The sequence below is a fragment of the Hominiventricola aquisgranensis genome, assembly GCF_040096225.1.
In the GTDB taxonomy this organism is placed as follows: Bacteria; Bacillota; Clostridia; order Lachnospirales; family Lachnospiraceae; genus Hominiventricola; species Hominiventricola aquisgranensis.
On the sequence record NZ_JBBMFC010000011.1, the window covers coordinates 79428 to 103760 of the forward strand.

Annotated in this window: 29 protein-coding genes and 1 pseudogene; 6 read left to right on the forward strand and 24 right to left on the reverse strand. The window is 45.5% G+C overall.

Features of this window, described 5'->3' with window-relative positions; all coding sequences use genetic code 11:
- Positions 1-218 precede the first annotated feature (218 nt).
- From WMO62_RS07815 to WMO62_RS07845, 7 genes are all read right to left on the reverse strand, one after another.
- Complete coding sequence (locus WMO62_RS07815) at positions 219-905, reverse strand: TMEM165/GDT1 family protein (protein ID WP_349144319.1); 687 nt, start codon at positions 903-905, stop codon at positions 219-221.
- Positions 906-996: 91 nt separating this feature from the next.
- Entirely contained in the window at positions 997-1188 is a 192-nt protein-coding gene (locus WMO62_RS07820; RefSeq protein WP_349144338.1) for an aspartate/glutamate racemase family protein, read from the reverse strand.
- A 74-nt stretch (positions 1189-1262) separates the two neighbouring features.
- Positions 1263-2705 (reverse strand): hypothetical protein, encoded by a 1443-nt coding sequence (locus tag WMO62_RS07825; RefSeq protein WP_349144320.1) that lies wholly within the window; start codon positions 2703-2705, stop codon positions 1263-1265.
- A 153-nt stretch (positions 2706-2858) separates the two neighbouring features.
- A complete protein-coding gene (locus WMO62_RS07830; protein ID WP_349144321.1) occupies positions 2859-4277 on the reverse strand; it encodes a hypothetical protein in 1419 nt (472 codons plus the stop codon).
- On the reverse strand, positions 4274-4996 hold the full coding sequence (locus tag WMO62_RS07835; protein WP_349144322.1) for a hypothetical protein: 723 nt from the start codon (positions 4994-4996) through the stop codon (positions 4274-4276). The genes WMO62_RS07830 and WMO62_RS07835 overlap by 4 nt, the downstream gene beginning before the upstream one ends.
- Positions 4993-6402: a LuxR C-terminal-related transcriptional regulator gene (locus tag WMO62_RS07840; RefSeq protein WP_349144323.1), complete on the reverse strand. Its 1410-nt coding sequence runs from the start codon at positions 6400-6402 to the stop codon at positions 4993-4995. The genes WMO62_RS07835 and WMO62_RS07840 overlap by 4 nt, the downstream gene beginning before the upstream one ends.
- Before the next feature lie 106 nt (positions 6403-6508).
- Entirely contained in the window at positions 6509-7186 is a 678-nt protein-coding gene (locus WMO62_RS07845; protein WP_349144324.1) for a M23 family metallopeptidase, read from the reverse strand.
- Between the two features lie 48 nt (positions 7187-7234).
- Here WMO62_RS07845 and WMO62_RS07850 point away from each other — a divergent pair, with 48 nt between their 5' ends.
- Positions 7235-8182 (forward strand): nucleoside recognition domain-containing protein, encoded by a 948-nt coding sequence (locus tag WMO62_RS07850; protein ID WP_349144325.1) that lies wholly within the window; start codon positions 7235-7237, stop codon positions 8180-8182.
- Here the strand turns inward: WMO62_RS07850 and WMO62_RS07855 are convergent.
- The 15 genes and pseudogenes from WMO62_RS07855 to WMO62_RS07925 form a co-directional block, all read right to left on the reverse strand.
- Positions 8094-8693 (reverse strand): ATP synthase subunit B family protein, encoded by a 600-nt coding sequence (locus WMO62_RS07855; protein WP_147600698.1) that lies wholly within the window; start codon positions 8691-8693, stop codon positions 8094-8096. The genes WMO62_RS07850 and WMO62_RS07855 overlap by 89 nt on opposite strands.
- A 6-nt stretch (positions 8694-8699) precedes the next feature.
- Positions 8700-9203: a pantetheine-phosphate adenylyltransferase gene (coaD, locus tag WMO62_RS07860; protein ID WP_117496146.1), complete on the reverse strand. Its 504-nt coding sequence runs from the start codon at positions 9201-9203 to the stop codon at positions 8700-8702.
- Positions 9204-9226: 23 nt separating this feature from the next.
- Complete coding sequence (gene rsmD / locus WMO62_RS07865) at positions 9227-9784, reverse strand: 16S rRNA (guanine(966)-N(2))-methyltransferase RsmD (protein WP_117496147.1); 558 nt, start codon at positions 9782-9784, stop codon at positions 9227-9229.
- The gene (locus WMO62_RS07870) at positions 9781-11070 is read right to left on the reverse strand and encodes a glutamate-5-semialdehyde dehydrogenase (RefSeq protein ID WP_349144339.1); all 1290 of its coding nucleotides are present in this window, start codon (positions 11068-11070) and stop codon (positions 9781-9783) included. The genes rsmD and WMO62_RS07870 overlap by 4 nt, the downstream gene beginning before the upstream one ends.
- 45 nt (positions 11071-11115) lie before the next feature.
- Positions 11116-11598, reverse strand: a pseudogene (locus WMO62_RS07875) (5-formyltetrahydrofolate cyclo-ligase); the annotation flags it as partial.
- On the reverse strand, positions 11570-11797 hold the full coding sequence (locus WMO62_RS07880) for a DUF896 domain-containing protein (protein WP_117496398.1): 228 nt from the start codon (positions 11795-11797) through the stop codon (positions 11570-11572). The pseudogene WMO62_RS07875 and the gene WMO62_RS07880, both read right to left, overlap by 29 nt.
- 29 nt (positions 11798-11826) lie before the next feature.
- Positions 11827-12681, reverse strand: coding sequence for a glutamate 5-kinase (gene proB, locus WMO62_RS07885; protein WP_349144326.1), 855 nt, complete (start codon positions 12679-12681; stop codon positions 11827-11829).
- A gap of 83 nt (positions 12682-12764) precedes the next feature.
- Complete coding sequence (locus tag WMO62_RS07890; RefSeq protein ID WP_349144327.1) at positions 12765-13175, reverse strand: hypothetical protein; 411 nt, start codon at positions 13173-13175, stop codon at positions 12765-12767.
- A gap of 48 nt (positions 13176-13223) precedes the next feature.
- The gene (locus WMO62_RS07895; RefSeq protein ID WP_349144328.1) at positions 13224-14876 is read right to left on the reverse strand and encodes a putative polysaccharide biosynthesis protein; all 1653 of its coding nucleotides are present in this window, start codon (positions 14874-14876) and stop codon (positions 13224-13226) included.
- Positions 14877-14897: 21 nt separating this feature from the next.
- A complete protein-coding gene (gene ybeY, locus WMO62_RS07900) occupies positions 14898-15398 on the reverse strand; it encodes an rRNA maturation RNase YbeY (RefSeq protein ID WP_349144329.1) in 501 nt (166 codons plus the stop codon).
- The gene (locus WMO62_RS07905; protein ID WP_147600702.1) at positions 15364-16374 is read right to left on the reverse strand and encodes a PhoH family protein; all 1011 of its coding nucleotides are present in this window, start codon (positions 16372-16374) and stop codon (positions 15364-15366) included. The genes ybeY and WMO62_RS07905 overlap by 35 nt, the downstream gene beginning before the upstream one ends.
- Positions 16375-17622 (reverse strand): sporulation protein YqfD, encoded by a 1248-nt coding sequence (gene yqfD / locus WMO62_RS07910; RefSeq protein WP_349144330.1) that lies wholly within the window; start codon positions 17620-17622, stop codon positions 16375-16377.
- Entirely contained in the window at positions 17616-17876 is a 261-nt protein-coding gene (locus WMO62_RS07915; RefSeq protein ID WP_117496154.1) for a YabP/YqfC family sporulation protein, read from the reverse strand. The genes yqfD and WMO62_RS07915 overlap by 7 nt, the downstream gene beginning before the upstream one ends.
- A gap of 57 nt (positions 17877-17933) precedes the next feature.
- Entirely contained in the window at positions 17934-18467 is a 534-nt protein-coding gene (locus WMO62_RS07920) for a DUF2284 domain-containing protein (protein WP_147600704.1), read from the reverse strand.
- 19 nt (positions 18468-18486) lie between these two features.
- Positions 18487-18945 carry an Lrp/AsnC family transcriptional regulator gene (locus WMO62_RS07925; protein ID WP_349144331.1) on the reverse strand — a complete coding sequence of 153 codons (459 nt, stop codon included), beginning with the start codon at positions 18943-18945 and terminating at the stop codon, positions 18487-18489.
- Positions 18946-19100: 155 nt separating this feature from the next.
- Here WMO62_RS07925 and WMO62_RS07930 point away from each other — a divergent pair, with 155 nt between their 5' ends.
- The gene (locus WMO62_RS07930; protein WP_349144332.1) at positions 19101-20447 is read left to right on the forward strand and encodes an MATE family efflux transporter; all 1347 of its coding nucleotides are present in this window, start codon (positions 19101-19103) and stop codon (positions 20445-20447) included.
- Here WMO62_RS07930 and WMO62_RS07935 read toward each other — a convergent pair.
- Together WMO62_RS07935 and rlmH are read right to left on the reverse strand one after the other, a co-directional pair.
- On the reverse strand, positions 20402-20662 hold the full coding sequence (locus tag WMO62_RS07935; RefSeq protein ID WP_118438336.1) for a hypothetical protein: 261 nt from the start codon (positions 20660-20662) through the stop codon (positions 20402-20404). The genes WMO62_RS07930 and WMO62_RS07935 overlap by 46 nt on opposite strands.
- Before the next feature lie 42 nt (positions 20663-20704).
- On the reverse strand, positions 20705-21184 hold the full coding sequence (rlmH, locus tag WMO62_RS07940; protein WP_349144333.1) for a 23S rRNA (pseudouridine(1915)-N(3))-methyltransferase RlmH: 480 nt from the start codon (positions 21182-21184) through the stop codon (positions 20705-20707).
- A gap of 146 nt (positions 21185-21330) precedes the next feature.
- Here rlmH and WMO62_RS07945 point away from each other — a divergent pair, with 146 nt between their 5' ends.
- The 4 genes from WMO62_RS07945 (at position 21331) to WMO62_RS07960 (ending at position 24231) form a co-directional block, all read left to right on the forward strand.
- Positions 21331-21783: a hypothetical protein gene (locus tag WMO62_RS07945; RefSeq protein WP_349144334.1), complete on the forward strand. Its 453-nt coding sequence runs from the start codon at positions 21331-21333 to the stop codon at positions 21781-21783.
- Positions 21767-22387, forward strand: coding sequence for a pseudouridine synthase (locus WMO62_RS07950; protein ID WP_349144335.1), 621 nt, complete (start codon positions 21767-21769; stop codon positions 22385-22387). The genes WMO62_RS07945 and WMO62_RS07950 overlap by 17 nt, the downstream gene beginning before the upstream one ends.
- Before the next feature lie 166 nt (positions 22388-22553).
- Positions 22554-23093, forward strand: a complete 540-nt coding sequence (locus tag WMO62_RS07955) for an RNA polymerase sigma factor (protein WP_349144336.1) — start codon at positions 22554-22556, stop codon at positions 23091-23093.
- On the forward strand, positions 23083-24231 hold the full coding sequence (locus WMO62_RS07960) for a hypothetical protein (protein WP_349144337.1): 1149 nt from the start codon (positions 23083-23085) through the stop codon (positions 24229-24231). The genes WMO62_RS07955 and WMO62_RS07960 overlap by 11 nt, the downstream gene beginning before the upstream one ends.
- Positions 24232-24333 lie beyond the last annotated feature (102 nt).

The following is a 24333-nucleotide window of genomic DNA, read 5'->3' on the forward strand; positions in this document are numbered from 1 at the left end:
CATTTATCCAGATATTCTTTTATTCTGTCAAAATTTACATATGCATGTTTCTTATTTTATTATTTCAAAATGCTCGAGTCAACATTTTTCAGGCGGAGTTTTAGCTGTATATACACACTTTTCAGGACGTAAATTTATGTTCCACATACATTTTTCAGGATGTAAACATCTAATTTCAGTATTTCTTCCTTCAATTTTCCTATGATCTAATCATGACCCTATTTTGCCTTTTTCTCTCTTCTTATAAAAGGACGGACACAGATCGCAACAAAAACCGCCGATGCTGCCACAAGTACTGGCAACATCGGAATCGGACAGACATCTGTGCTGATGAGCTTCAAGCCCTGGAACAGTGTATATACACCGAACACAGAGAAGATTCCAAATGCCAGTGTGTTAAGCAGTCCCTCCGGTGTCTTGCTCTTCAGCAGATAACCGGCCAGCATTCCTAAGATGTCTGCTGCAAAAAGTCCCAGAGAACAGGCGATCCATACAATCACTGCAACATTCATTCCTTCATTTGCACCAAATGTAATCGCAGTCAATTGTGTCTTATCTCCCAGTTCTGCTACGAAAAACGTGCAGAACACTGCAAGCGGGGCGAACTTGATCTTTGATCTACCGCCCTCTTCCTCTTCATCGTCATCATCACCGGCAATCGTCGATGCAGCAAAATAGAGAAATGCAAATGCTGCAATAACTTTGATGAGCCAGTCAGGAATAAATTCACTGACAAATCCTCCAGCAAGAACGGCCAGTCCATTCAACACAAGGATTGCTGCAGCAGTTCCCAATATAATATCTCTTAACTTATACTTGGAAGTAAGAGCAATGAGCATGAGCTGCGTTTTGTCTCCCATCTCCGCGATGAATTCCGTTAAAAACACTTTCAAAAATAATAACATCTGTCTACTCCTTTTGTCCTCCACATCAGTATCGTCAACCGAAACTATCGTTATCCCAAGTACCATTGACCATTAAAAAACCTCATATATATCACCTGTCAGTCAATGCAATTTGAACTGCCTTTTTTGCATGAATAACTGTTGTATCAAATACCGGGACAGAGACAGCTGACTGATGAATCAGTAAACCGATCTCTGTGCATCCCAGAATAACACCTTCTGCACCCTTTTCCTGCATTTTTTCAATAATCTTCTGAAATATCTTTCTGGATTTCTCATTAATCTTATGATTGCTGGACCGATAGTTTTCATTTTATACTATCCTCATCACGTAAAAGAACGTTGTCTATTTCTTTCCTATTCACCGGTGGCCTCCCGATACTCCGATGTTCCCACATCTCCCCATGCCTGTCTGCCGGAATCGATCACTTCTCCTGTGTCGATCACATAGGCATACATATCCAGAATTCTTGCTTCCTGCAGACTATAGCTGCCATCGGATGCTTTATCCGCTTCATGATAAACATAGAGCAGACATTTTTCATTCTTAGACACTCTATCATAAACCAGAAACCTTACCTTATCATCATCTTCATAGACCAACATCCGCGAATTTCCTTTGGCATCCTGGGTAGTCTGAAAACGGGCTCCGTCTGCATCCGCCATATATTCAGAATAGATCGCCACATATCCATCATTGATCTGATTATAGAACTCTGTCTGATCCTGCCCTTCTGGTGCTTCTTCTACATCATCTCCACCTGAATAGACCGTATCATCATAAGCATGGTTGCTGCTGTCTGGCTCTTCCACCCAGGATCCTGACTGCTGATACTGAATCAGTTCTGTGTGGAGACGGCTCTGGATCACTTCTGCTGTAACATCTGCACCATAAACCCAGCTGTCAGATGGATGTACACTGAATGGAAGATTAAATGACCAGCCTTCTGGATCGCTCAAGGAACTTTTCAATACGATAAAAATGCTTCCCTGTACATGATCAAACAGACTGGTTTTCAGTTCTTCCTGTATAAATGCAGCAATCTTCGCTCCTGCGGCATCCATCTGATCTGCAGGAATCGTCAATGCTGTCACTTCATAACTTAGATTGTCCTCCAGATTCATCTGCTCCGCAGTCGTCTGCTGCTTTTTGGTCAGCTGTACAGCATCACCAAAATAGGCCTGTCCTTTTTTCTCAATCTCCGATGAGGTGAGCAGATAGGACAGATTCTCTTTTAATTCCGGGTCAGCTGTGCGATCCACTCCCCACACCTGCACCTTCACATCTGGATAATCTTCAGATATGTAGACCTGCCCTTTCCTCTCATCCATCATCGGCACAAACTCCGTATCATAGATTATGGAAAGGCTCTGTGCATAATGCTCTGTATCCCAGGTAAATCTCCGTCTTGCAATCCCATATACGGGCTCCGCATAATATACCTCGTTGGGAGTACCATAAGCGGCAGATTCTGTGATCCGCAGATAACCATCTTTCATCCGATATTCGTCTTCCATCTGTGCCACCTGAATAAATGCAGCGCAGACACTCACCAGTGCCATGACAATCACATAAGTAAGAAACAGTCCGAACCAAAGCCCTGCCTGTTTCTTCTGATACGCTCTCCAGAGAAACGATCCAATCAGAAACACTGGTAAACACCAGAGAAAGATGCCTGTCACCAGTTTTATTTTCAAAAGATACTCCATTCCATTTTGTTGAAGATACCAGTCTCCTGCAAAATAACCTGTTACAATCAACAGATAACAGATTACAATGGCTATCCGGTTTTTTCCCATATATATCTACTCTCCTCTTACATCCAGGTTATATTCTGTGTTAATAGAAAACATCAGACAGTGCTTCCTGCCCCATTATAACAAAAAGTGAGAGATTTTGCTTAAAAATCTCTCACTTAATCAAGCCTTAATCAATTTTTTATTGATACAAGTCTATTTCCAGTGAATCACGGCTTCCACCGAATCCGTATATTGATCATCGGTGATGGATTTATAACGGGATCCATCGTACCAGTCGGTGAAGCCGTTGTCAATTTTGTAGATATTTCCTGTCTCAGTGTCCACAATACGCTCATAGCCCAAGGTCGCATCACTCTGTTTCTGGCTCATGATATCCTGACTCCGGTTCCGGTTCTCCCAGGAAGACATAATGCTGTCGGACATCTCACTGGCCGACTGGCTGAGGGACTGGGATGTAGCTGCCCCCTGATTACTCTGGGACATGGCAAAACTCTGAAATTCCGGCGTATAATTAAGACTGCTTAAAACCTTATTCAAAGTAGGCTGCCAATCCTGAAAGGTTCCCTTTTCTGCACTGAGGACCGTCAGATTATAGACGGAATAATATCCCATCCCCGTACCCATGGCAAAGGGAACCACATCCGCTGTGAACATTCCTTCTCCAGCCGTTCCATCCTGAGTAAAATCTGCCCGAAGGATGGATGGAGAAATAGCAACGCTGCTCATTCCCTGGGTGCATTCAAAACTCTCTGTTACAGAAAAATCTGCAATGTACGGTGTCTGAATATCCGCATAATCAGCAGTTGCATTCATTGCCTCTGCAAACTGTGGGAATATTTCAAAGACTCCCTGTGTCGATACATTCGTAAGAATGGGATATTTTCCAAATAAATCACTGGAAAGTGCCATCATCGCCCGGGAATTCTCATCCGGAAACATTGGCTCCATTTTCAGCATAAAGAAAATCTGATTCACCGGCTTCTCCGGATCAAAAACATGAATCGCATGAAACATACCGGTGTACATGGCAGAAGATCTCACTGTCCATCCCTGTGGAATATTCATACTGAACTCCGTACAGCTATAAGGCACCAACTCCTGAGCAGACGCCAGCGGAACGACTGTCCAGTTGTCTTCTATTGATGTCTCTGTGTGGGAACCCGTCTCTGTACGCGAGTCTGCTGTTTGCTCATCCTCTTCTTCATCCGGCGCAGTCACTGCTGCCATGCTTCCTGGTCTTTCAAAGACCATCTCCGTCTCTTCATTTGCCAGAACCAATACGCCATCTTCTAACGTGTAAGCATCCGCCACGCCATCCGTAGTAATGGCACTGTCATCCCAGGTCAGATCATAGACTGTGCCGTCATAATCCATAGTTCCGGTACCATCCTCCAGAAGATTCAACGTCATAGATGTGCCCATCTCTTCCAGATCCTCTTTTCCGACCGTCATTCCATTATAGGTCATGCTCACAAGCTCCCATGTTCCTGCCGCAGTATCTTCGCTGACACTCATTACAGCATCCGATGTATTCTCTGCTCCTCCACAGCCGGTCAGCAAAAGTGCCGCAAGCAGTAATGTCCCTGCCTTCTTCCCGTCTCGTAGTCTCATTGCAATCCCTCCTCCGTAAGATAATCCCGTATGATATTCTGGACTTTTTTCCATCCGTCCGTCTCATAACAAGTGTTATTTCTCAACAGATTTCCGGCCTCAAAATCCAACGTCCATGTATTTCCATCCGCCATCTGGAAGACAAGTGTCTCCCCGGCATCCATGGTGCGAAGCTCTGTCTCCTCCCCGACGTTAATCTGACTTATAGCCTGTATACAGGCATTAATCGTCGCTGCATCAGTAATCTTCCACTCATTATGGGCTTCCCCTTCCTCATTGTAGGTAAGTGCTATAGGAGTTTTCACATATTCTGCAATTTCCCCCAGGGACATGTCTGGAAACTTCACCGCATTTCCCAGGATGTCGTCCTCTCCCTTTCCATATTCATTCACCGTATACCAGGCAGAAGTGGCGGTGTGACTACTCTCATCATCGTCCTTCACAATCTCATAAAGATGAAGGGTTGTCGTACCGTCATCATTCTTCAGGCATTCCACCTCCGGTACCAGATAATTATTTTCCTTCAAATAATAAGCACGGGCCATAGCAGCCAGTTCCATGCTCTGATAGGGTGCCATCCGGGCATCCTCTTTTTCTGCTTTTTCCGTCTGCGTACCTGCTGTCTGCGGTTCTTCCTTTTCCCCGACAGTTCCGCAGCTGCAAAGCAGGCCTGCTACCATCAGAATGAAAAGTATTCTGTAATGACGTCTCTTTTTCATCCTTCATTCCTCCTGTGATATCGATAGTAAAACTGAACCAGTCCGATTCTGGACTTTGTCCCGGTCTTTTCATTGAGGCTGGCAATATGCCGGTACAGTGCCGCTCTGGAAATCATCAGTGTCTCCGCAATATCCTGAACATTCTCATCGGATACCAGAATCACCTCCAACACTTCTTTCTCCCGCTCTGTAAGAGAAAAGGAAGCGGCAAACATTTCCAGACTTTCTTTTTCTCCAAGCTTTATCTCCCTGCTCTGTGGCTCTGTCTTTTTTCTCCTGTACAAGGCATTACTGTAGATAAAAAATACAATACTGATCAAAACAAATAATACCAGCAGCAGACCATCCCGCAGCATCTGATTTTCTGACTGAATAAGTCGGATGGACAGTGATCCTGTGACAAAAGCACAGATATTGTTCACAGCTCTTCCAAGACCCGACCAGAACCTCGGACACTTCATCCGGATTGAAAGACGCATAAAACTTACAGTAAAAAATACTACAAAAAATCCCGCTGACAGATAAAACGCAACCAGCCCCGCAAAAAATGGTCCGCCATTTTCCAGTACCACGATGCAGAAAGCAGACAAAACTGTCATGCAATACATCAGTATATTCTCATATCGATGTTCCAGACTGTCATAGAACACACCTGCCAGAAGACCACTTCCTGCAAGCAACAGCCTCGGCCACTGCCCTACATCCGCACTTCCCGCTGCATGTCTCAGCGTCACTGCTGCATCCAATGTAGAAAAGATACAGGTGATCAGTATTACCAGAAGAATCAGCCAGAGACCCGCATGCTCGGAGTTTTCCAATATGCTTTCTGATGCACTTTCCGAGTCACTTTCTGCTTGTACTATTCCATTCTCTGCGTTTAACAGCAATACGGAAAACACTGCTGCAGACACGGCCAGAACAACAGACTCTGCCATATCATTTTTTATAAGATTATTATTAAGAAACTGGAGAAAGATGCCAACTGCATATGATATACCGATGGTCTTTGCCAGATGTTCAGGAGCTGCCGCCCTGGACAGATAATAATGTACTGCGCTTCCTGCCATGCCAATCAGAATAAAGCAGATGCAGCCCGCCGCCAGAATCGTACCATAAGAGGTATGCTGCCAGATCACAAAAACACAGATTACCCCTGCCAGTGCTCCTGCGAATACGACGATCTGCCAGAATTTTTCTTTTATGCAGGAAGCAGCCGCCGGATAAAGCAGAAATCCCAGCACACTGGCTCCCAATATATATCCCTGAGCTGTCACCACCTGTTCCGGTCCAGTAACCAATGCCATCATATTGTCAAACTGATATTCAATTCCCAGAAAAATAAAATTGAAAAAAGCAAGAGCCAACATCAATGTCAACACTCTTCCATTTAATCTATACCACTTCATCTATCTCCACTCCGTTTATCCCTGAATTACCTTCTTTTGATAATTCTATTATAAACAAAAGTCTCAATCGAACAAGGTGACATTCGTCTCAATCAAACAATTACTGTCAATAATCCCACTTAACCTTCTTTTCTTCCAGATACTTTAACATCCAATAGGGATTTATCGCCAGTTCATCTTCTACACCAAGGGGCATATAGATGCCCACATGAAGATGAACTGGAAACTGCCCGGTCGTGCCTTCCGGTCCATAACCACTGTCTCCCATATACCCAAGCAAGTCTCCTGCCTGCACCTGGTCTCCTTCTTTCCAGTCACCCACATAAGATTCCAGATGTGCATAGTAATAATAATTGCCATTGTCCGAACGGATTCCGATCCGCCAGCCTCCTTTTTCCAGCCAGCCTGCCCGCTCTACTACTCCATCCGTCATACTGATCACCGGATAATATCCGCTCTCTTCTTTTTCCGGTATCAGATCACAGCCTTCATGTTTTCGTTTTCCCCCATATGTCCGCTCTGCCTGCCAGGTATTTTCAAAAGAAACTGCCTCTGTATCTTTCAAAGTAGAATCCGGTACAGGAAAATATTCCAGTTCTTCCCACACCTGCTCCAATGCCTGCTGATAGGCCTCATATTCCTCATCGGAATCCGAGGAAGACGGCATCTGCGCCTTCAGCCGGTCTTCGATCCAGTACAGTTCTTCCTGGATCAGACAGTTGAGCAATAACATCATCCCTATCCATAATGCAAGCTTCTGCCTGCAAAAAGACTCATATTTCACGGCCTGCCCCATACATTATAATGAATTACTACATCATATGGAGGTATCTTGCAAAACATACTTACCATTCCGGCACAGGGCTGTACGCTGGGTCTGACCCTCTGGTACACTTCTGTCCTGCCTTCTTTGCTTCCTTTTTTTATCTTATCCGGGCTTCTGATCAGAACCGGTGCATTTCGTTTTCTGAACCGGATCTTCGCACCGGTTCTGACACGAATCTTTCCGGTCTCCTCAGATGGCTCCTATGCAATTCTTATGGGATATCTGTGCGGCTTTCCCATGGGTGCCAAAGTGATTGCCGAACTGGTGGCACATCAGCACATTTCCAGAGAGGAAGGCTCCTATCTGATGGTATTCTGCAATAATGTAAGCCCTGCCTTTTTTGTCAATTATATCTGTATTGCCAAGCTTGGATTCACAAAGGTGCCGCCAATACTGTTCTGCGTGTTTTATGGTGTTCCGCTTTTGTATGGATATATTTATGGCCGCTTTTTCTACAAAGCACCGGTTTCCAGCCACAATATTTCCGGTGCTGTCCGGTCTGTACATACCGGTGCTTCTCTTGTAACACAAAAACAGGTATCCATTCACCGGATTGATTTTCCGATGCTGGATACCTGTATCATGGATAGTTTTACGACGATCACCCGCCTGGGTGGATACATCATTCTGTTCTCAATTATTGCTCAGATGCTGACACTTTTTCATCTTCCTGTTCCCCTGACCGCAGCTATTGCTGCTCTTCTGGAGATCAGCTCCGGTACGCATGCCCTCAGTGCCCTGCCTCTTACTTCCACTCCCATACGCACAGCCCTTGTCTGTGCCGGAGCTTCCTTCGGCGGCTTATGTACCTGTGCTCAGATCATAAGTGTCCTGTCAGACACGGATCTTGACTTGAAACCATGGATTACTGGCCGGCTTCTTCTTCCGCTTCTGATGTTTCCTGCGGTGCTGGTTCTTCTGTCTCCGGGGCCAGTTCTGCCCGGTTGCTGGTAATGGTATTATAGAACTGCTGGAAATTATCCATCATTGCAGAATAGTGGCTGTTGGACTTCTCTACCACATCCTGCAGCATGGTCTGCATATTTGCCAGCATATCATCTGTATACTGGATGGCTCCCAGACGAATCTCATTGGCATCTCTGGTAGCATTGTTCAAGATCTCCTGGGCCTGACTGGTAGCCATCTCGATCACCTGATTAGCCTGCTCATATGCCTGCTGCATGATCTCATGCTCATTGACCAGCTCCTGATTCTGAATATTTGCCTGTGCAATAATAGCCTCTGCTTTCTGCTGTGCATCTGCCAGGATTGCATCCTTATTTGCCAGAATCTTCTGATAGCGTTTGATCTCCTCCGGAGTCTTCATGCGAAGCTCTCTTAACAGTTCCTCCATACGCTCTCTGTCAACAACGATCTTGTCTCCTCCACCGAACAGAGGACCTTTACAACTGTCAATATAGTCCTCAATTTCTTCAATGATCTGTTCAATTCTGCTGTTACTCATCCCCAGCTACTCCTTTCCTGCCTTCTGTCGCGCCAGACGTACTTTTTCCTGAACCTTCTCCACTACAGGTTCCGGTACAAACTCACTGATATTTCCATCACAGAAAGCAACCTCTTTTACTGTTGTGGAGCTTAAATATGCATACTCCAGACTGGTTGCCAGAAACATGGTATCCACATCTGCATTCATCTTCCGGTTGGTCTGAGCCATCTGCAGCTCATAGTCAAAATCAGAGATCGCACGAAGTCCGCGGACTACCAGATTGGAATCCGTGTGTTTTGCAAAATCTACCAGAAGTCCAGAGAAAGACATTACTTTCACATTTGGCAGATCCTTCGTCACTTCCTTTAGCATCTCCACTCGTTCTTCAATAGTAAAAAGCGGAGTCTTTCCTCCATTATTGAGAACACCTACGATCAGCTCACTTACGGTTTTAGACGCACGTCTGATAATGTCCAGATGTCCCAGTGTTACCGGGTCAAAGCTTCCCGGATAAATTGCTCGAGTCATTTGTTAATCCTTATCCTCTCACGCTATGCATCATTTCTCTGAATGAATACATGCTGATTTGTTTTGTATTTTTTGTATTTATAAGCATGGAAGCCAGCTGCCTCCAGCCAGGAGAAATCCGTCTCCAGAGAAGCCTCAATAACAATGACTGTATATTCATCTGCCAGAGAACTTCTGGTCAGATACTCCACGACCTGCCGTTCCAGTCCCTGATCATAAGGCGGATCCATAAAGATCACATCAAATGGTTTCTGTCCTTCCATCCGGTGAAGGGCTGTCAGCACATCACATTTCTGAAGCTCTGCCCGGTCGATCAGCTTTGTAAACTGAAGATTTTCCAGAATACAGTCAGCAGCCTTGCTGTCCTGCTCCACCAGCACTGCATGGGATGCTCCACGGCTCAGTGCCTCAATACCGATGGCTCCGCTTCCGCTGAACAGATCCAGAAACCGGCTGTCCGGTACATCTGTCTGCAATACATTAAACAAGGTCTCTTTTGTCTTATCTGTGGTAGGACGTACATCCATCCCTTTCACAGTTTTCAGCGGCATACTCCGTGCCGTTCCTGCAATTACTCTCATCTTATCTGTCCATTTCCATAAATAATATATTTTCCAGAAGTCAGGGCATCAAGTCCCATAGGGCCTCTTGCATGAAGCTTCTGGGTACTGATTCCTATCTCTGCCCCAAACCCGAATTCGTATCCGTCCGTAAAACGGGTGGACGCATTTACATAGACGGCTGCCGCATCGATCTCATTTAAAAACTTCTGCGCATTGGCATAGTCTTTTGTCACGATAGCCTCCGAATGTCCAGTATTGTAGCGATTGATATGTGCGATTGCCTCATCAATATTTTTCACTGTCTTCACAGACAGGATATAATCCAGATACTCTCTGCCCCAGTCCTCTTCTGTTGCTTTCACAAGTCCTTCCGCAGCTGCACATGCTTTCTCATCACCACGCATCTCCACGTGTTTCTCATCCAGGCGCGCTTTCAGGCGTGGCAGGAATGCATCCACGATTTTTTCATGGATCACAAGAGATTCACATGCGTTGCACACACCGATCCGCTGTGTCTTTGCATTGAAAATAATGTCAATTGCCATATCAAAATCGGCACTCTCATCCACAAAAATATGGCAGTTGCCTGTGCCAGTCTCGATCACCGGTATCCGGCTGTTCTCTACCACACTGCGGATCAATCCGGCTCCGCCTCTGGGAATCAGTACATCCACATACTGGTTCAGCTGCATAAATGCCTTGACTGTTTCGCGGCTGGTATCTTCGATCAGCTGCACTGCATCTTCCGGAATATCCTTCTCTGCCAGTGCTGTCCGGATGACCTTCGTGATTGCACAGTTGGACAGGAACGCATCACTGCCTCCCCTTAAGATTACCACATTTCCAGCCTTAAAGCACAGAGAAAATGCATCTGCAGTCACATTTGGCCGGGACTCATAGATCATACCGATCACGCCAAGCGGCACTTTCTTCCATCCGATCATCAGACCATTGGGCCGCTGTTTCATGGAAGTTACCTCTCCCACCGGATCCGGCAATGCAGCCACCTGACGAATACCTTCTGCCATGCCGGCGATCCGGTCTTTGGTCAGCATCAGACGGTCCACCATGCCCGGCTCCATGCCATTCTCTTTAGCAATTTCCACATCTTTTGCATTTTTTCCAAGAATGTAATTCTGTTCCTTGATAAGCGCATCTGCTACATGAAGCAGCACTTCATTCTTCTTCGTCGTTCCCATGATCCGAAGAACCGGCTCTGCAGCTTTCGCCCGCCTTCCAATCTCTTCCAGAGTTCTTTCACTGGTCTCTTCCGGCCGGATGATCCGCTTTTCAGTCACCAGCATCTGCGGCAAAATATCATGTGCCTCAAATGGCACCTCCGGAAATACCTGAAACTCGAATGCCAGTGCAATATGTACGATGTCCGGATGCTTTTCCAGATATCTGTCATAGTAGCCACCGCCATACCCTACCCGGTGACAGTGTTCATCAAATGCCACACCTGGCATCAACATCAGTCCATTCTCATCCTCACAGATGGGGCAGTCCATCTTCGGCTCCATGATGCCAAAGCTTCCTGGATCCAGATCATCCAGACTATTGATATAATAATAATCCATGATACCGTCTCCATCCACACGGGGAGCAGCCACTTTTTTATGATCCTTCCATGCACGCTCCATCAGAAGACGGGTCTCAACCTCCCGCTTGGCATCCACATAGGCCAGCAACAGGTCTGTGTTCTGATACTGTGGCAGACTTACAAAGGTCTCCACGATCTTTTTGCTATTCTCATGGAGTGTCCCGAGTTCTGCCTCTGCTCTGCGCTTTTTGACTTCTGCCCTAATTTCCTTTTTTCCCATTTTTGTCATATTTTTCACCCAGATTTACGATCTTGCCGTCATGTTCCAGAATATCAATATTGTCAAGCTGACTTCTCACATTCTCACGGATAGCTGCGAGAAATTCCTGTCTGAGAAGCTGCTGCTCCTTCTTTTCTTCTGCTGTCAGGCCTTCTGCCTTAGATTTGTGTGCCAGTTCATTGATTCTGGCTATCTTCTTATCATCCATCATCCTGATTGTCTCTCCTTTATTTGTCCCTATACGGATGGCTCATCCAGATAGTCGATCAGATAAAAATCTTCCGTACGATTCTCTTTGAACAGCGTTCCAACCGGTTCTCCATCCATGATCCGATGGATCACACCCATATCTGCTCCGTTGGCGATGACCATATCCGCTCCGGCAGAGGTGGCCAGCTTCGCCGCCTTCAGTTTGGTTGACATTCCTCCGGTTCCCACATCACTGACAGAACCCTTACCCATCTTCTCAAAATGCTGATCCACATGATCCACATAATCAATAAACTTTGCATCCGGGTTCTTATTCGGGTCATCCGTAAACAGTCCGTCAATATCTGACAGAAGAATTAAAAGATCCGCCTGTACCAGCGCTGCAACTACCGCAGACAGGGTATCATTGTCACCAAACTGGATCTCGTACGTAGAGATCGTATCATTCTCATTTACAATAGGAATGGCTCCCATATGGAGCAATGTATCAAAGGTATTCCGGGCATTGATCCTGTTCTCCCCATTCACCAGCGTATTCTTGGTCATCAGAACCTGTGATGCGATCTGGTTGTACTCCATGAAAAATTTCTGATACATCATCATCAGTCTTGCTTGTCCTATGGATGCACATGCCTGCTTTACTGACAACTGTGAGGGGCGGTCCTTCATACCGATGGTCTTGCGTCCCACTGCGATCGCTCCTGAGCTTACCAGAATCACTTCCTTGCCTCGATTGTGAAGATCTGTCAGTTCCCGTACCAGCTTCTCCATTTTGATCAGGTCAATGGAACCTGTCTCTGCATGTGTCAGGGACGAAGATCCTACTTTGACTACGATCCTTTTTTTATCTTTCAATCGTTCTCTTAATGTCTGATTGTCCATATTGTTGTCTCTCTTCCCATATATAGAATGTGTATACACATTCCTACGGTTTAATTTACAACATCTCGGGCTTGTTGACAATGCTAACTTGTATAATTTTCAAGAAAATTGTATAGTTCTTCTTCATTTTTAATGTATTTTCCATGTTGGACTTCCTTTTGCACGTCTTCTGGCAGAACTTCCATGATCACATCCGTATATTCGTAGATTTCCCGTTCAGGGAGCTGGTAGACAGCCACATAATCATTGTGATCTACCAGCAGAAATTCATACTGATCTGAAGAATCCACTCCTGTCTCTTCCGCTGTCGGTACTTTCTCGGCCACAGATTCGCCTGTCTCTCCCTTTGCCGGAACCATCTCCACCAGTTCAGTGCCTTTCTGTTCCTCTGGCGGTGTGGCACTCTTTCTGCCTGATACAAATACCATGGCGATCAACGCAGCCACAACGACTGCTGTGATCACCGTCGTCCACATCATTTTTCTCGACATCATAAAACCTCCTTTTTCCATATAGTATGAACTGGAAAAAAGAGGTTTATTCTACATCAGATGAAGCTTTTTCACAATTCTGACCAGTGTACGGCCTTTCGGAAAGCCAAGCAGTTCCTCTTCCGTCAGACCTTTCAATACCAGCAAAGCAACTCCATAGACGATCACGGCTGCAATACATGCTGCCAGAACAGAGATTGCATTGCTCTTACACAGTACATACAAGCCATGATAAACTCCGAATGCGGCCGCTCCCATCAGGGCAGATGCCAGGAGAGGCACGAAAAAGGTTCTTCGTACTTCCTGCCGATAGCGCATATATTTTGCGATAGATCTGGAGTTCAGTACGCACATCAGGAATGCAAAGAAAATATTTGCCCAGACCACTGCATGAATGTTCATACCGGTCATTACCAGCACTACCAGCAGCACCACATGGATGGCCAGGGAGATGGCTGCATGGATCACCGGCAGACGCATCTTGTCCATTCCCTGTAAAATACCATTGGTCAGTGTGGACATTCCGTATAAGACAACGGAAATGCTTCCTGTCTGCAGCAGCAATGCAGAGATACTTAAATGATCTTTTGTTCCAAAGAGAAGCTGAAGAATCGGAGATGCCAGTACAGACAGACCCACTGCACAGGGAATACAGATCACCATCACAAAACGGATGGCATTCTCTGTCTTTTTACGCATTTCTCTTCTGTCCTTTGCCACTCTGGCTCTGGTCAGCGCAGGGATCGTGGAAGATGCCATGGCTGATGCCACTGCAATTGGCACATTCGTCAGCAGCTTATACTCACCGCTGTAAATACCCCACAGTTCATCGATAGCCATCGACTCATAATTCTTATAGGCCATCAAGTGTTTGAAAATACCTTGATCAATGATGCCGCTGATATTGTAAACAGCGGTACTTAAAATAACCGGAAGGATCGTTACGATCAGAAGCCCGTAAATCTCCCATACGGACTCCGTCTCTCCATGCCTGTCTAAAGCTACTCTGCGGCTCATGACCCGCTGATAGACCAACAGAATGAAGATCAGGAATATGAGACCTACAAATGCACCTGCTCCGGTTCCCAACGTACTTCCTGCCGCACCGTAAGCGTAAGCAGCTGTCTCAGTTCCCAGAAGATGATCGATCTTCAGTCCATAGTGGAACAACATCCATGCAGCTCCAATGCTGACAGCTGCATTGACCACCTGCTCCACGATCTGGGAGACTGCAGTAGGAACCATACTTCCCAGACCCTGAAAATATCCTCTTAAGCACCCCATCAGGGCAACCACAAGGATCGTCGGTGCCAGCACCTGCAGGGCCAGCTTACTCTCAGGTGTATTTACCAGTACATCACTGAAAAATCCGGCTCCGAAATATACCAGAAGAGATGCAATACCGCCGGATACCAGCGCAAACACCAGCGTACATCTGAAAATCTTATATGCACTCTTTGCCTGTCCTGCTGCCAGTCTTGCTGATACCAGCTTGGAGACTGCCAGTGGAAGACTGAAGGATGAGATCAGCAGCATCATAGAATAGACTTCATATGCGGCTGAATAGTAACTGTTTCCTATGGGACCCAGGATTCTTGTAACAGGGATCCGATAGACCATTCCGATAATACGCACCAGAATAGATGCAGCGGCCAGAATACCTCCCTGCACGATATAATTGGATTTTTTATTGCTGTTACCCATATTTTTCCTCTTATCTTCGTATTAATCCCTTGTAATTCCAAGGTGCTCCAGAACAGCCGACTGTCTGGATTCCATATCCTTTGCTTCCTCCGGTGTCATATGGTCATAGCCAAGAAGATGAAGCATGCTGTGTGCCACCAGAAATGCAAACTCCCGACGCACACTGTGATTGTATTTTTCTGCCTGTTCCTTTACTTTGTCAAGTGAGATCACAATATCTCCAAGGAACAGTTCTCCCGTATCCGGGTCAAAGCAATCCATCTCATGTTCTTCTGCCCAGGAAAAATCAGCCGGAGACTCATATTCCACCTGTGGAAATGATAAGACATCCGTAGGCCTGTCCACTTCCCGGTATTCCATATTCATCCGGTGGATCTCCGGGTCAGAGGTCAGAAGAAGATTCACCTGTGCCTCATAAGGGCAGCCTTCCTCCTCCAGTACCTGATTGATCACTTCGGTTGCTGTCTTTTCATAGTCAAAACCAAGGTCAAGACCGTACTCGTCTTCCAGATCTAGTGTCATGGTTCTCCTTTCTCCGCACTGTTTTCTTCTCATATTCTTCATAAGCGGTTACAATCTTCTGTACCAGAGGATGACGGACAACGTCTCTGCTGGTCAGACGACAGAAGCTGATTCCTTCTACTTTTCCAAGCACCTTCTGTGCCACATCAAGTCCTGATTTCACATCCGGTGCCAGATCCTTCTGGGTCTCATCACCAGTGATGACTACTTTGGATCCGAATCCCACACGGGTCAGAAACATCTTCATCTGCGCCTGAGTGGTATTCTGTGCCTCATCCAGAATAATAAATGCATTGTCGAGAGTACGTCCTCTCATATATGCCAGCGGTGCTACTTCGATCAGACCCTTTTCCATATTTTTCTGAAAACTGTCTGCTCCCATGATCTGATACAGGGCATCGTACAGTGGACGCAGATACGGGTCTACCTTGCTCTGCAGATCTCCCGGAAGGAATCCAAGCTTCTCTCCTGCTTCAATTGCCGGACGGGTAAGAATGATCCTCTCTACCTCATTCGCCTTAAATGCGGTGATCGCCATAGCCATGGCAAGATAAGTCTTACCGGTTCCTGCAGGTCCGATACCAAAGGTGATCATATCTTTGCGGATTGCATCCACATAAGCTTTCTGTCCCAGGGTCTTAGGCTTGATGGCTTTGCCGCTGATGGTGTGGCAGATCAGGTCACTGTCGATCTCCAGCAGTGCCCCTTCCTTCTTCTCCATAGCCAGAGACAATGCATAATTCACATTCTGCTCTGTGATCTCACTGCCTCTTCTGGACAGCTCCAGAAGCTCCAACAGCACCTGCTTTGCACTCTCTACCTGTGCTTCGTTACCGATCAGCTTCACTCCGCCGTCTCTGGAGACAACGGTTACGCCGATGGTTCTCTCTATTTTTTTCAAATACGCATCAAACTGTCCGTACACGTTCTGTACATGCTCAGACGGAATGTCAAAAAGTTCATTTTCCAGTGTCACTTATGTCTGTTCCCTTTCTTCTTCCAAATGCTGATCGTTCTCCTCTTGGATTTCGATCACAGGCTTCTGTGTACGGACTGCCTCTTCTTCCACCAGAAGGCTTCCTCTTGCTGTACACACTTGCCCATTAACTTCTATTTTAACACCATTTTCAATAATTTGAAGTCCTTTTATCTTTATTTTTTCAAAAAAGAGCTGCAGCTCCTGTTCTGCTCTCTGTTTTGCTTCTTGTTCTGTGTAGATGGCCTCCCTGGGAATATACTCTTTTATAGTACGAATCCCAACCGTGACCGGCAGATAGAAGTTTTCCGTGATTCTCAGCGGAACCTCGCTGGTCAGCAGATCCTGATATTCATAATCTACTTTTGTAACACCAACGGTGATCCGTCGATTTCCCAGGATCAGATACAATGCCCGCTTCCGCCTGCCTGTATACTCCTTTTTCACATAATCCATCGGGAATGATGCCTCATAAGACTGACGGTACTGGATCTTAACATCCGCATCCGCATGCACCAGATGGGTCTGCGCCACCATTCCCTCATCGTTCATGACCTCCACCTGACTTTTCACCAGCAGATCTCCTGCCTGCACCTGGTCTCCTTCATGAACCACCGGTGTTCCGGCACGGACGATCATGGATATGATCTGTCCACTCTTTGCAGCCACCAGATCCGCAGGTTCCTTCTCGTCCACCAGTGAAAAGCTGGCATCCTCATTTTCCTTCATGTGTACGATCAGCCTGGTTCCTTTCACCTCTGCCGATATCCATGTAACCTCTGTAAAATGTTCTCTCAGCTTCTTCTCCAGCTCTTCCCCATGAATCTGCCGTTTGAGCATGCCATGGGTGATGCCTTCCTCCTGCAGATAGCTTAAGACTACCTGTGTGCTCAGGGATTCATTTCCTTCTATATGGATATTCCAGATGAACAAAGACATTACATACAGAAGGACCATACAGAAAAAAGCACCGGCTGCAAACAATTTTCGCCTCCGGTACTTCCACAGTAAAAACGGAAGTCCATGCCTCTCCAGAATGACAACTTTGGTCTGTGTCTTTCTGACCAGCGGCCGCACCTTCCGAAATGCAGCAATACTCATACACATTTCATATTCTGTTCCGGTACTTCTAAGTCCCCACAACACGATTTTATGATGACAGCACAGATTCAGAAACCGTTCCGGTGAATAACCAGACAAGTGAACGACTACATACCCTTTGAGAAATTTTAATACAGATGTCAGCAATAACGGATCTCTCCTATCTGCCCCGATATTTTCATCTCATCTTCTGTATAATAGTCAATATGTAACTGTTCTCCGCACAACGTCATCTGGCAGGTCTTGGTCTGCAGCCGGATCCGTTGCTCTGTATATTCGATGATTCCTCTATAATTCTCTATGTAAGCTTCACTATGTCCTGTAACCGTCAGCACTGCGGCTCCCATGACCAGATCCTTAGGAAGCTTCAATTTTTCAGCCATCCGTTCGCGAAATTTCATGAGGCACTCCCGTCCGGCGGTTTTTAGATATTATATGCAGGCATTTCAGCAATCATGTCATCGGTATAACAGGAGACTGAACCAGGTCACCACATTTGCACCATTCATAAAGGAAATGCCGTATTTTTCTGCCAGATCTGTCACAAGGATTCCGTAGCTTTCAATACATGGAAACATCTTCTCCGGGTGACGGCAGGGTGCATCCGGATAGGCACATTTTTTACAGATGGCACAGGACTCCGTAGACAACACCTGCATCGCTTCTGTCTGTTCTGCAAACAGATCCCGTACCTGACGGGTGATCTTCTCATGCTCCATACGAGTAGCCAGTGTCTCCTCCATATTTGCAATATCATTGACCTCGGCAATGGTCGTAAAAATAAAACCACCCGTATACTGGCTGCACCGTTTCTTGCATTCTTCCACCGTTCCTACCGCTGGCGGACAGGACCAGGATTTGCCATACTGGGGACATTCTGTCTTACAGATGTAACGAACCTGATCCAGAAATGTAATATCTGCTATATTGATAAATGCATATTCACATACAGGGAACTGTGTCAGTCCCTCTTCTATTTTCTCCTGATTCATGGTAATTCCTCTTTCACGCTTATAAGCGAAGACTTTTGATGTCCTTTACTCTGGATAAAATGATATTTGTGCTGCACTCCAGCACGCCGGGAAGATGATCCATCGTTCCATGAAGAAGCTGTTCCAGTTCTTCCTGAGAGGGACTGACTGCATGTACGTGAAGCCGGCTTTTCCCTGTCACACGATAAATCTGTGTAACGGTGTCATTTTTTTCCAATATGGAGATCACTTCTTCCAGTGTATCCGGCACGGTCTCAATTTCAAAATAACAGGAAATCGCACCACTGATTTTCTGTGGATTAATGATCGTTGTGTATTCCTCAATGATTCCTTTCTTTTCCAGTGCCTGTACCCGCATCTTCACCGCAACTCTCGAGATTCCAACCTGCTGTCCGATCTCCGAATACGGCATCCTTGCATTCTGAATTAAACACCTTATGATCTTCTGATCAAGATCATCCAGTCCATCTAAAAACATCCTTCAGACCTCCTGCTTTTATCTATTCATTATAGCCCTGTCATTTCTCTTCCGTCAACCAGATGAAAGGATTGACGTCTCTTTCATTTCATTCTATACTATAATTACATTTGTTAATTTATATATTACGTTTCGATAGTAAAGGGATAATAATTATGGAACACGAACTGACTAAAGGACCTGTGATGAAGACCATGCTGCTTTTCGCAGTACCGATGATCCTGGGAGATCTGCTTCAGCAATGCTACAATATCGCTGACACACTGATCGTAGGCCGTTTTCTAGGTGCAGATGCACTGGCAGCCGTCGGATCCGCCTTCGCACTTATGACATTTCTCACATCAATCCTGCTGGGACTTGCCATGGGAAGCGGCACCGTCTTCTCCATCCGCTACGGAAGAAAAGATATGACCGGCTTAAAAGAATGTATCCTTGCTTCTTTTGTGCTGCTGGCAATGATCAATCTGATCCTGAACCTTCTGGTCTTCATCGGAATCGATGGCATCATCTGGTTTTTGCGTACTCCGGAAGAATTAAAAGGACTGATGCATGAGTATCTGATCGTGATCTTTGCAGGACTCACCGCTATCTTTCTCTACAATTTTTTCGCATCTCTGCTTCGGTCTCTGGGAAATTCCATAGTACCACTGGTATTTCTCGCCATCTCCGCCGGACTTAACATTGTCCTGGACCTGTGGTTTGTGATCGGCCTTAAATGGGGTGTCTCCGGAGCCGCACAAGCGACGGTTATCGCCCAATATGTATCCGGCATTGGTATTGCTCTGTTTACCTTCATCAAATACCCGGATCTGCTGAAAAAGACACCCGATGTACATCTGAAAAAAGAACGTTTCCGCGAGATCACCAGCTTCTCTGCTCTTACCTGTCTGCAACAGTCCATTATGAATTTTGGTATTCTGGCCGTACAGGGTCTGGTCAACAGCTTTGGCACTACCATCATGGCAGCATTTGCCGCAGCGGTGAAGATCGATGCATTTGCCTATCTTCCCGTACAGGATTTCGGAAATGCATTTTCCATCTTTATTGCCCAGAACTATGGGTCAAGACAGCCGGAGCGCATCAAAAAAGGAATCCGAACAGCGGTCATTACTTCCCTGTCCTTCGGACTCCTTCTGTCCATTCTGGTATGCTTATTTGCAGCCCCTCTGATGAGTCTGTTTATTGATGCATCTGAAACAGCTGTCATCGCAGAAGGTGTTCGCTATCTTCATATTGAAGGTGCCTTCTATTTCGCCATTGGTGGCCTGTTCCTGCTCTACGGACTCTACCGCGCACTGGCAAAACCAGGCATGTCGGTGGTGTTGACTATCATATCCCTGGGAACCCGTGTAGCTCTGGCCTATGCTCTGTCTGCCATTCCATCCATAGGGGTGGTCGGCATCTGGTGGTCTGTTCCCATTGGCTGGTTCCTGGCAGATGCTCTTGGTGTGATCTACTACATATTAAAAGTCAATAACAAAGACTTCACTGCCACCACATAAAGTGCTGCAGCAATAATAATTTCAAGATAGCTCATCACAGTTTTGCCAACCTTTCGATCTCTGAAGCTGAACATGATTGATAATGTTGCCATTGTGGCATACATTCCACTTTCTGCCAGATTTCCCGGCAGAATGCGAAACCATGAAAGTACAGAAAATACAATAAATAATACAATTAACACGACCATTGGGGTTTCTTTATTTTCTTTGAACATGTTACTATTATTCTCCTTTGGTAATATCTTTCCTTTACAGGATCATTTATGATAGGGCTCATTGTTACGGATACGGAAACTCCGGTAGATCTGCTCCAGCAGAATCACCCGCATCAACTGATGAGGAAATGTCATTTTTGAAAAACTGAGCTTATAATCAGCTCTCTGAAGAACTGCAGGTGCCAGTCCCAGAGACCCACCGATCACAAATACGATCTGACTGATACCGCCTACATTCCAGCGCTCCATCTGGGTTGCCAGTTCTTCTGAATCCAGCATCTTCCCATCAATGGCAAGAGCTACCACATAAGCACTTTCTGGAATTTTCTGAAGGATCCGCACTCCTTCCTTTTCCTTGATCTGTGCGTTCAGCGTCTCGCTGGCCCCATCTGGTGTCTTCTCATCTGCCACTTCCACGATCTCTAGCTTACAATACCTGCTCAGACGCTTGGCATACTCCTTTATCGCATCTGTAAAATACTTCTCTTTGATCTTTCCTACTCCGATCACGGTAATTTTCATAAAACTTATTCCTCCAACCGGATGATTATAGCACACTTATCTGCTTTTTTGTGATATAATTTTTAAGATATCCGTCGTAAATGTCTATCACACAACGCACGCTTCATGATATCTTTATACTTACATCGAAAAGGAGGACTCCTCATATGTCCACTTACAATTCTGCAAAAAACCGCCAATCTGAGACCAGATCATCTGCATGGGCCTTTTTGCTGGTGGGATGCATTGGATTTGTGATCATTCTGCTGGCACTATTAGGTGTAATTCGATTACCCTTTGGCACCTTCCCTCTACTGATCATGGAAGTGATGTTTGTCATCTTCCTTGTCATTGCAGGACTTTCCTTCAAGCATGCCATGAATATGCTGGATGATATCTCAAGGGAAAATGATCTGGAGACCCGCATCAGAGACTGGGCAAAAGAAAATCTGACTGTTGACAGTCTCACTGTTGATGTGGACACATCCACCACGGAAGAGATGAAATACTTTATGATCACAGAGCTGATCCGCGAACGCATCATGCATGCATTCCCTGAAATACAAGAATCTTATGCTGACGAACTGACGGAGAATTTCTATAATGAACTGTTTTCCTGATCCAGACAAACATTATTATATGTTCCACAAGCCCTTCGGCTGTGTCACTGCCCACAGGGATGACCTGTTTCCTGTTGTAATGGACTACTTTTCCAAACTCCATAACGACAGGCTCTCCCCTGTGGGGCGTCTTGACCGCGAGACAGAAGGGCTTCTGATCGTGACTGATGATGGCAAATGGAACCAGTATATGACTAACCCGGAATTCCATGTGCCAAAGACCTATGAATTTGCTGCTCTTGGAACGCTTGATGCCAGGAAGCTTCAGAAACTGGCAGAAGGTGTTCTGCTGACCGGCTCTTCGCTTCCCACAAAAGGAGCTCATGTCACAGTCACCGGAACATCCATTCTGGCAGATGTTCTTCCAACACTTCACCCGGATATGCAGAAGAAACTGGCTCATAACCTGCCTTCTCATCCTGTTGTCATGGGGACTGTCACTATCTCTGAAGGACGCAAGCGTCAAATCCGTCGCATGCTCAAAGTTGTTGGATGCTGTGTAATCCGATTGAAACGGGTGTCTATGGGGGATATTGTGTTGGATGATACATTAAACCCCGGTGATTATCGGGAATTTGTGCCGGAGCCGACGATTGAAAAATAAATCTTCATGTCAAACGAATTTCTATTTTGGCAGCCAAACCTTTTTTGTCCGTTGGCTGCCTAATCTCATTATTCCTTGAACCTTTTCCTAGCATACTACAATATATAAGTGTAAGGGCAAAACCTTATGGCCGGCGAAAAAGGAAACAGACAAAGGAGAATTTGTTATGGACCAACATGAATTCGAGCAGTTTGTCCTGGAAAACGGAAAAAATATCCTTCGATTCTGCAGATTGACCTGTCAGGATACCGAATCAGGAGACGAGTTATACCAGGACACTATGCTCAAGCTGCTGGACAAACGACAGCAATTGGACAACCAGCAAAATGTACAAAGCTACGCGCTGTCCATATCCATCTTACTATGGAAAAACAAAAAGAAAAAATATGCAAACCGGAACCGGCTTATACCAATGGAAAGCATGGATGCCATGGAGCATGACAAGATTTCTGAATTAAAAGAAGAATCCGCTCCATCTCCGGAAACATGTATTTTGCAGGCAGACGAAAAGAAAATGATCCAAAAGATTGTCGCTGATCTGCCTGAAAAATTCAGAATTCCGATCCACTTATACTATTCTGCTGATCTGTCTATACAAGAGATTGCAGAAATCTTAAAAATACCGGAAGGAACCGTGAAAAGCCGCTTGAACAAGGCAAGACAGTTATTAAAAAAAGAACTGGAGGAAATAGGATATGACAGATGAAAAACTGGATCTGCTCTTAAGACAGGCTCTCAATCTGGAGATTGCTGACCATGATATTCAAATTGATGCTGCAAAAATAAAATCAGATAGAAACACAACCTCTTGGAAATATTGGAAACATTTCCCTGCTGCTGCCGCTTCTGTTGCTGTTCTCACACTATCTTCCATGATGGTCTGTGCTGCGTGGCACTATCTTTCAGCAAAAGATGTAGCCGGTAAAGCAGCTGATCCACATCTTGCACAGGAATTTGAACAGAATAACTGGATCGATGGATGTGAAACACAGACTTATGGAGATTATGATGTTACGCTCTTAGGAGTCGTCTCTGGAAACGAAATTTCTTCCCATCTGTCCAAAGATGATTCAGGAAATATCGATGGCGATAAAACTTATGTGGCAGTGGCAATCTCCCATTCAGATTGTAGTCCCATGCCAGATCCTCTGAATATAGGGTCTGATTCTGTGCAGTTTTATGTATCACCTTATATAAAGGGACTGGATCCTGCCAAATATAATATATCCGTTTTGGGCGTCAACAACACCGTTTTCCTTTCAGATGGAATCCAGTATCAATTACTTGGAATGGATACGATTGCAGCTTTTGCCGGTCAGGGCATCTACCTTGGAGTGTCCGAAGGCAGCAATTACAATCCTAATGCTTACCTGTATGATTCTGCCAGCGGAACTCTGACCAGAAATGAATCCTTTAACGGTGTAAATGCACTCTTTACGCTCCCGGTTGATCCGACTATGGGAGATTCTGAAAAGGCAACCAATCTTATAGACGCGATGGATCACTATGAGTCCGGCGGAGAATCCACCATAATCTTATCAGAAGCAGACCTCTGGCTGAACAGCATTACCCCTGAAACCATTAGCGAAAATGCCGTACCGCTGGAAAGCAGTCGAAAAACCGTCAGCACAGACGAATTTTTCCAATATACAGGGAACGATGTATCCAATGATTCCGATACCGGTTCTCTCATTCTGAAGGAATACTTTCCAGATGGAACCGGCATGAGTGAATGGATGACCAGATCCGGCACCTCTATGGAGGATGCTTTTGTGGAGACCTACACCCTGAACAAAGACGGAACCATCACCATCTTGAAATATGTACCCAATTTGAATAAATAAGTCCATTTTATTTTGATACAAAAATGGGGCTGTAAAAAAACTCCCCTGACAGAAAAATCGCCCAGGCCGTGAGGTCTGAGCGATTTTTTGGTATAATTAATT

Excerpts from the sequence above, each read along its gene's own strand:
- WMO62_RS07925 (WP_349144331.1), bottom strand. The coding sequence starts at position 18,945 with ATGTTTTTAGATGGACTGGATGATCTTGATCAGAAGATCATAAGGTGT.
- coaD (WP_117496146.1), bottom strand. The coding sequence starts at position 9,203 with ATGACTCGAGCAATTTATCCGGGAAGCTTTGACCCGGTAACACTGGGA.
- WMO62_RS07830 (WP_349144321.1), bottom strand. The coding sequence starts at position 4,277 with ATGAGACTACGAGACGGGAAGAAGGCAGGGACATTACTGCTTGCGGCA.
- WMO62_RS07880 (WP_117496398.1), bottom strand. The coding sequence starts at position 11,797 with ATGGATGATAAGAAGATAGCCAGAATCAATGAACTGGCACACAAATCT.
- WMO62_RS07920 (WP_147600704.1), bottom strand. The coding sequence starts at position 18,467 with ATGAATCAGGAGAAAATAGAAGAGGGACTGACACAGTTCCCTGTATGT.
- WMO62_RS07935 (WP_118438336.1), bottom strand. The coding sequence starts at position 20,662 with ATGTTCAAAGAAAATAAAGAAACCCCAATGGTCGTGTTAATTGTATTA.
- WMO62_RS07840 (WP_349144323.1), bottom strand. The coding sequence starts at position 6,402 with ATGAAGTGGTATAGATTAAATGGAAGAGTGTTGACATTGATGTTGGCT.
- WMO62_RS07890 (WP_349144327.1), bottom strand. The coding sequence starts at position 13,175 with ATGATGTCGAGAAAAATGATGTGGACGACGGTGATCACAGCAGTCGTT.
- WMO62_RS07855 (WP_147600698.1), bottom strand. The coding sequence starts at position 8,693 with ATGAGTAACAGCAGAATTGAACAGATCATTGAAGAAATTGAGGACTAT.
- proB (WP_349144326.1), bottom strand. The coding sequence starts at position 12,681 with ATGGACAATCAGACATTAAGAGAACGATTGAAAGATAAAAAAAGGATC.
- WMO62_RS07960 (WP_349144337.1), top strand. The coding sequence starts at position 23,083 with ATGACAGATGAAAAACTGGATCTGCTCTTAAGACAGGCTCTCAATCTG.
- WMO62_RS07950 (WP_349144335.1), top strand. The coding sequence starts at position 21,767 with ATGAACTGTTTTCCTGATCCAGACAAACATTATTATATGTTCCACAAG.
- WMO62_RS07815 (WP_349144319.1), bottom strand. The coding sequence starts at position 905 with ATGTTATTATTTTTGAAAGTGTTTTTAACGGAATTCATCGCGGAGATG.
- rlmH (WP_349144333.1), bottom strand. The coding sequence starts at position 21,184 with ATGAAAATTACCGTGATCGGAGTAGGAAAGATCAAAGAGAAGTATTTT.
- WMO62_RS07955 (WP_349144336.1), top strand. The coding sequence starts at position 22,554 with ATGGACCAACATGAATTCGAGCAGTTTGTCCTGGAAAACGGAAAAAAT.
- WMO62_RS07835 (WP_349144322.1), bottom strand. The coding sequence starts at position 4,996 with ATGAAAAAGAGACGTCATTACAGAATACTTTTCATTCTGATGGTAGCA.
- ybeY (WP_349144329.1), bottom strand. The coding sequence starts at position 15,398 with ATGACACTAGATCTGGAAGACGAGTACGGTCTTGACCTTGGTTTTGAC.
- WMO62_RS07825 (WP_349144320.1), bottom strand. The coding sequence starts at position 2,705 with ATGGGAAAAAACCGGATAGCCATTGTAATCTGTTATCTGTTGATTGTA.
- WMO62_RS07930 (WP_349144332.1), top strand. The coding sequence starts at position 19,101 with ATGGAACACGAACTGACTAAAGGACCTGTGATGAAGACCATGCTGCTT.
- rsmD (WP_117496147.1), bottom strand. The coding sequence starts at position 9,784 with ATGAGAGTAATTGCAGGAACGGCACGGAGTATGCCGCTGAAAACTGTG.
- WMO62_RS07870 (WP_349144339.1), bottom strand. The coding sequence starts at position 11,070 with ATGCTGGTGACTGAAAAGCGGATCATCCGGCCGGAAGAGACCAGTGAA.
- WMO62_RS07895 (WP_349144328.1), bottom strand. The coding sequence starts at position 14,876 with ATGGGTAACAGCAATAAAAAATCCAATTATATCGTGCAGGGAGGTATT.
- WMO62_RS07945 (WP_349144334.1), top strand. The coding sequence starts at position 21,331 with ATGTCCACTTACAATTCTGCAAAAAACCGCCAATCTGAGACCAGATCA.
- WMO62_RS07915 (WP_117496154.1), bottom strand. The coding sequence starts at position 17,876 with ATGAAATTTCGCGAACGGATGGCTGAAAAATTGAAGCTTCCTAAGGAT.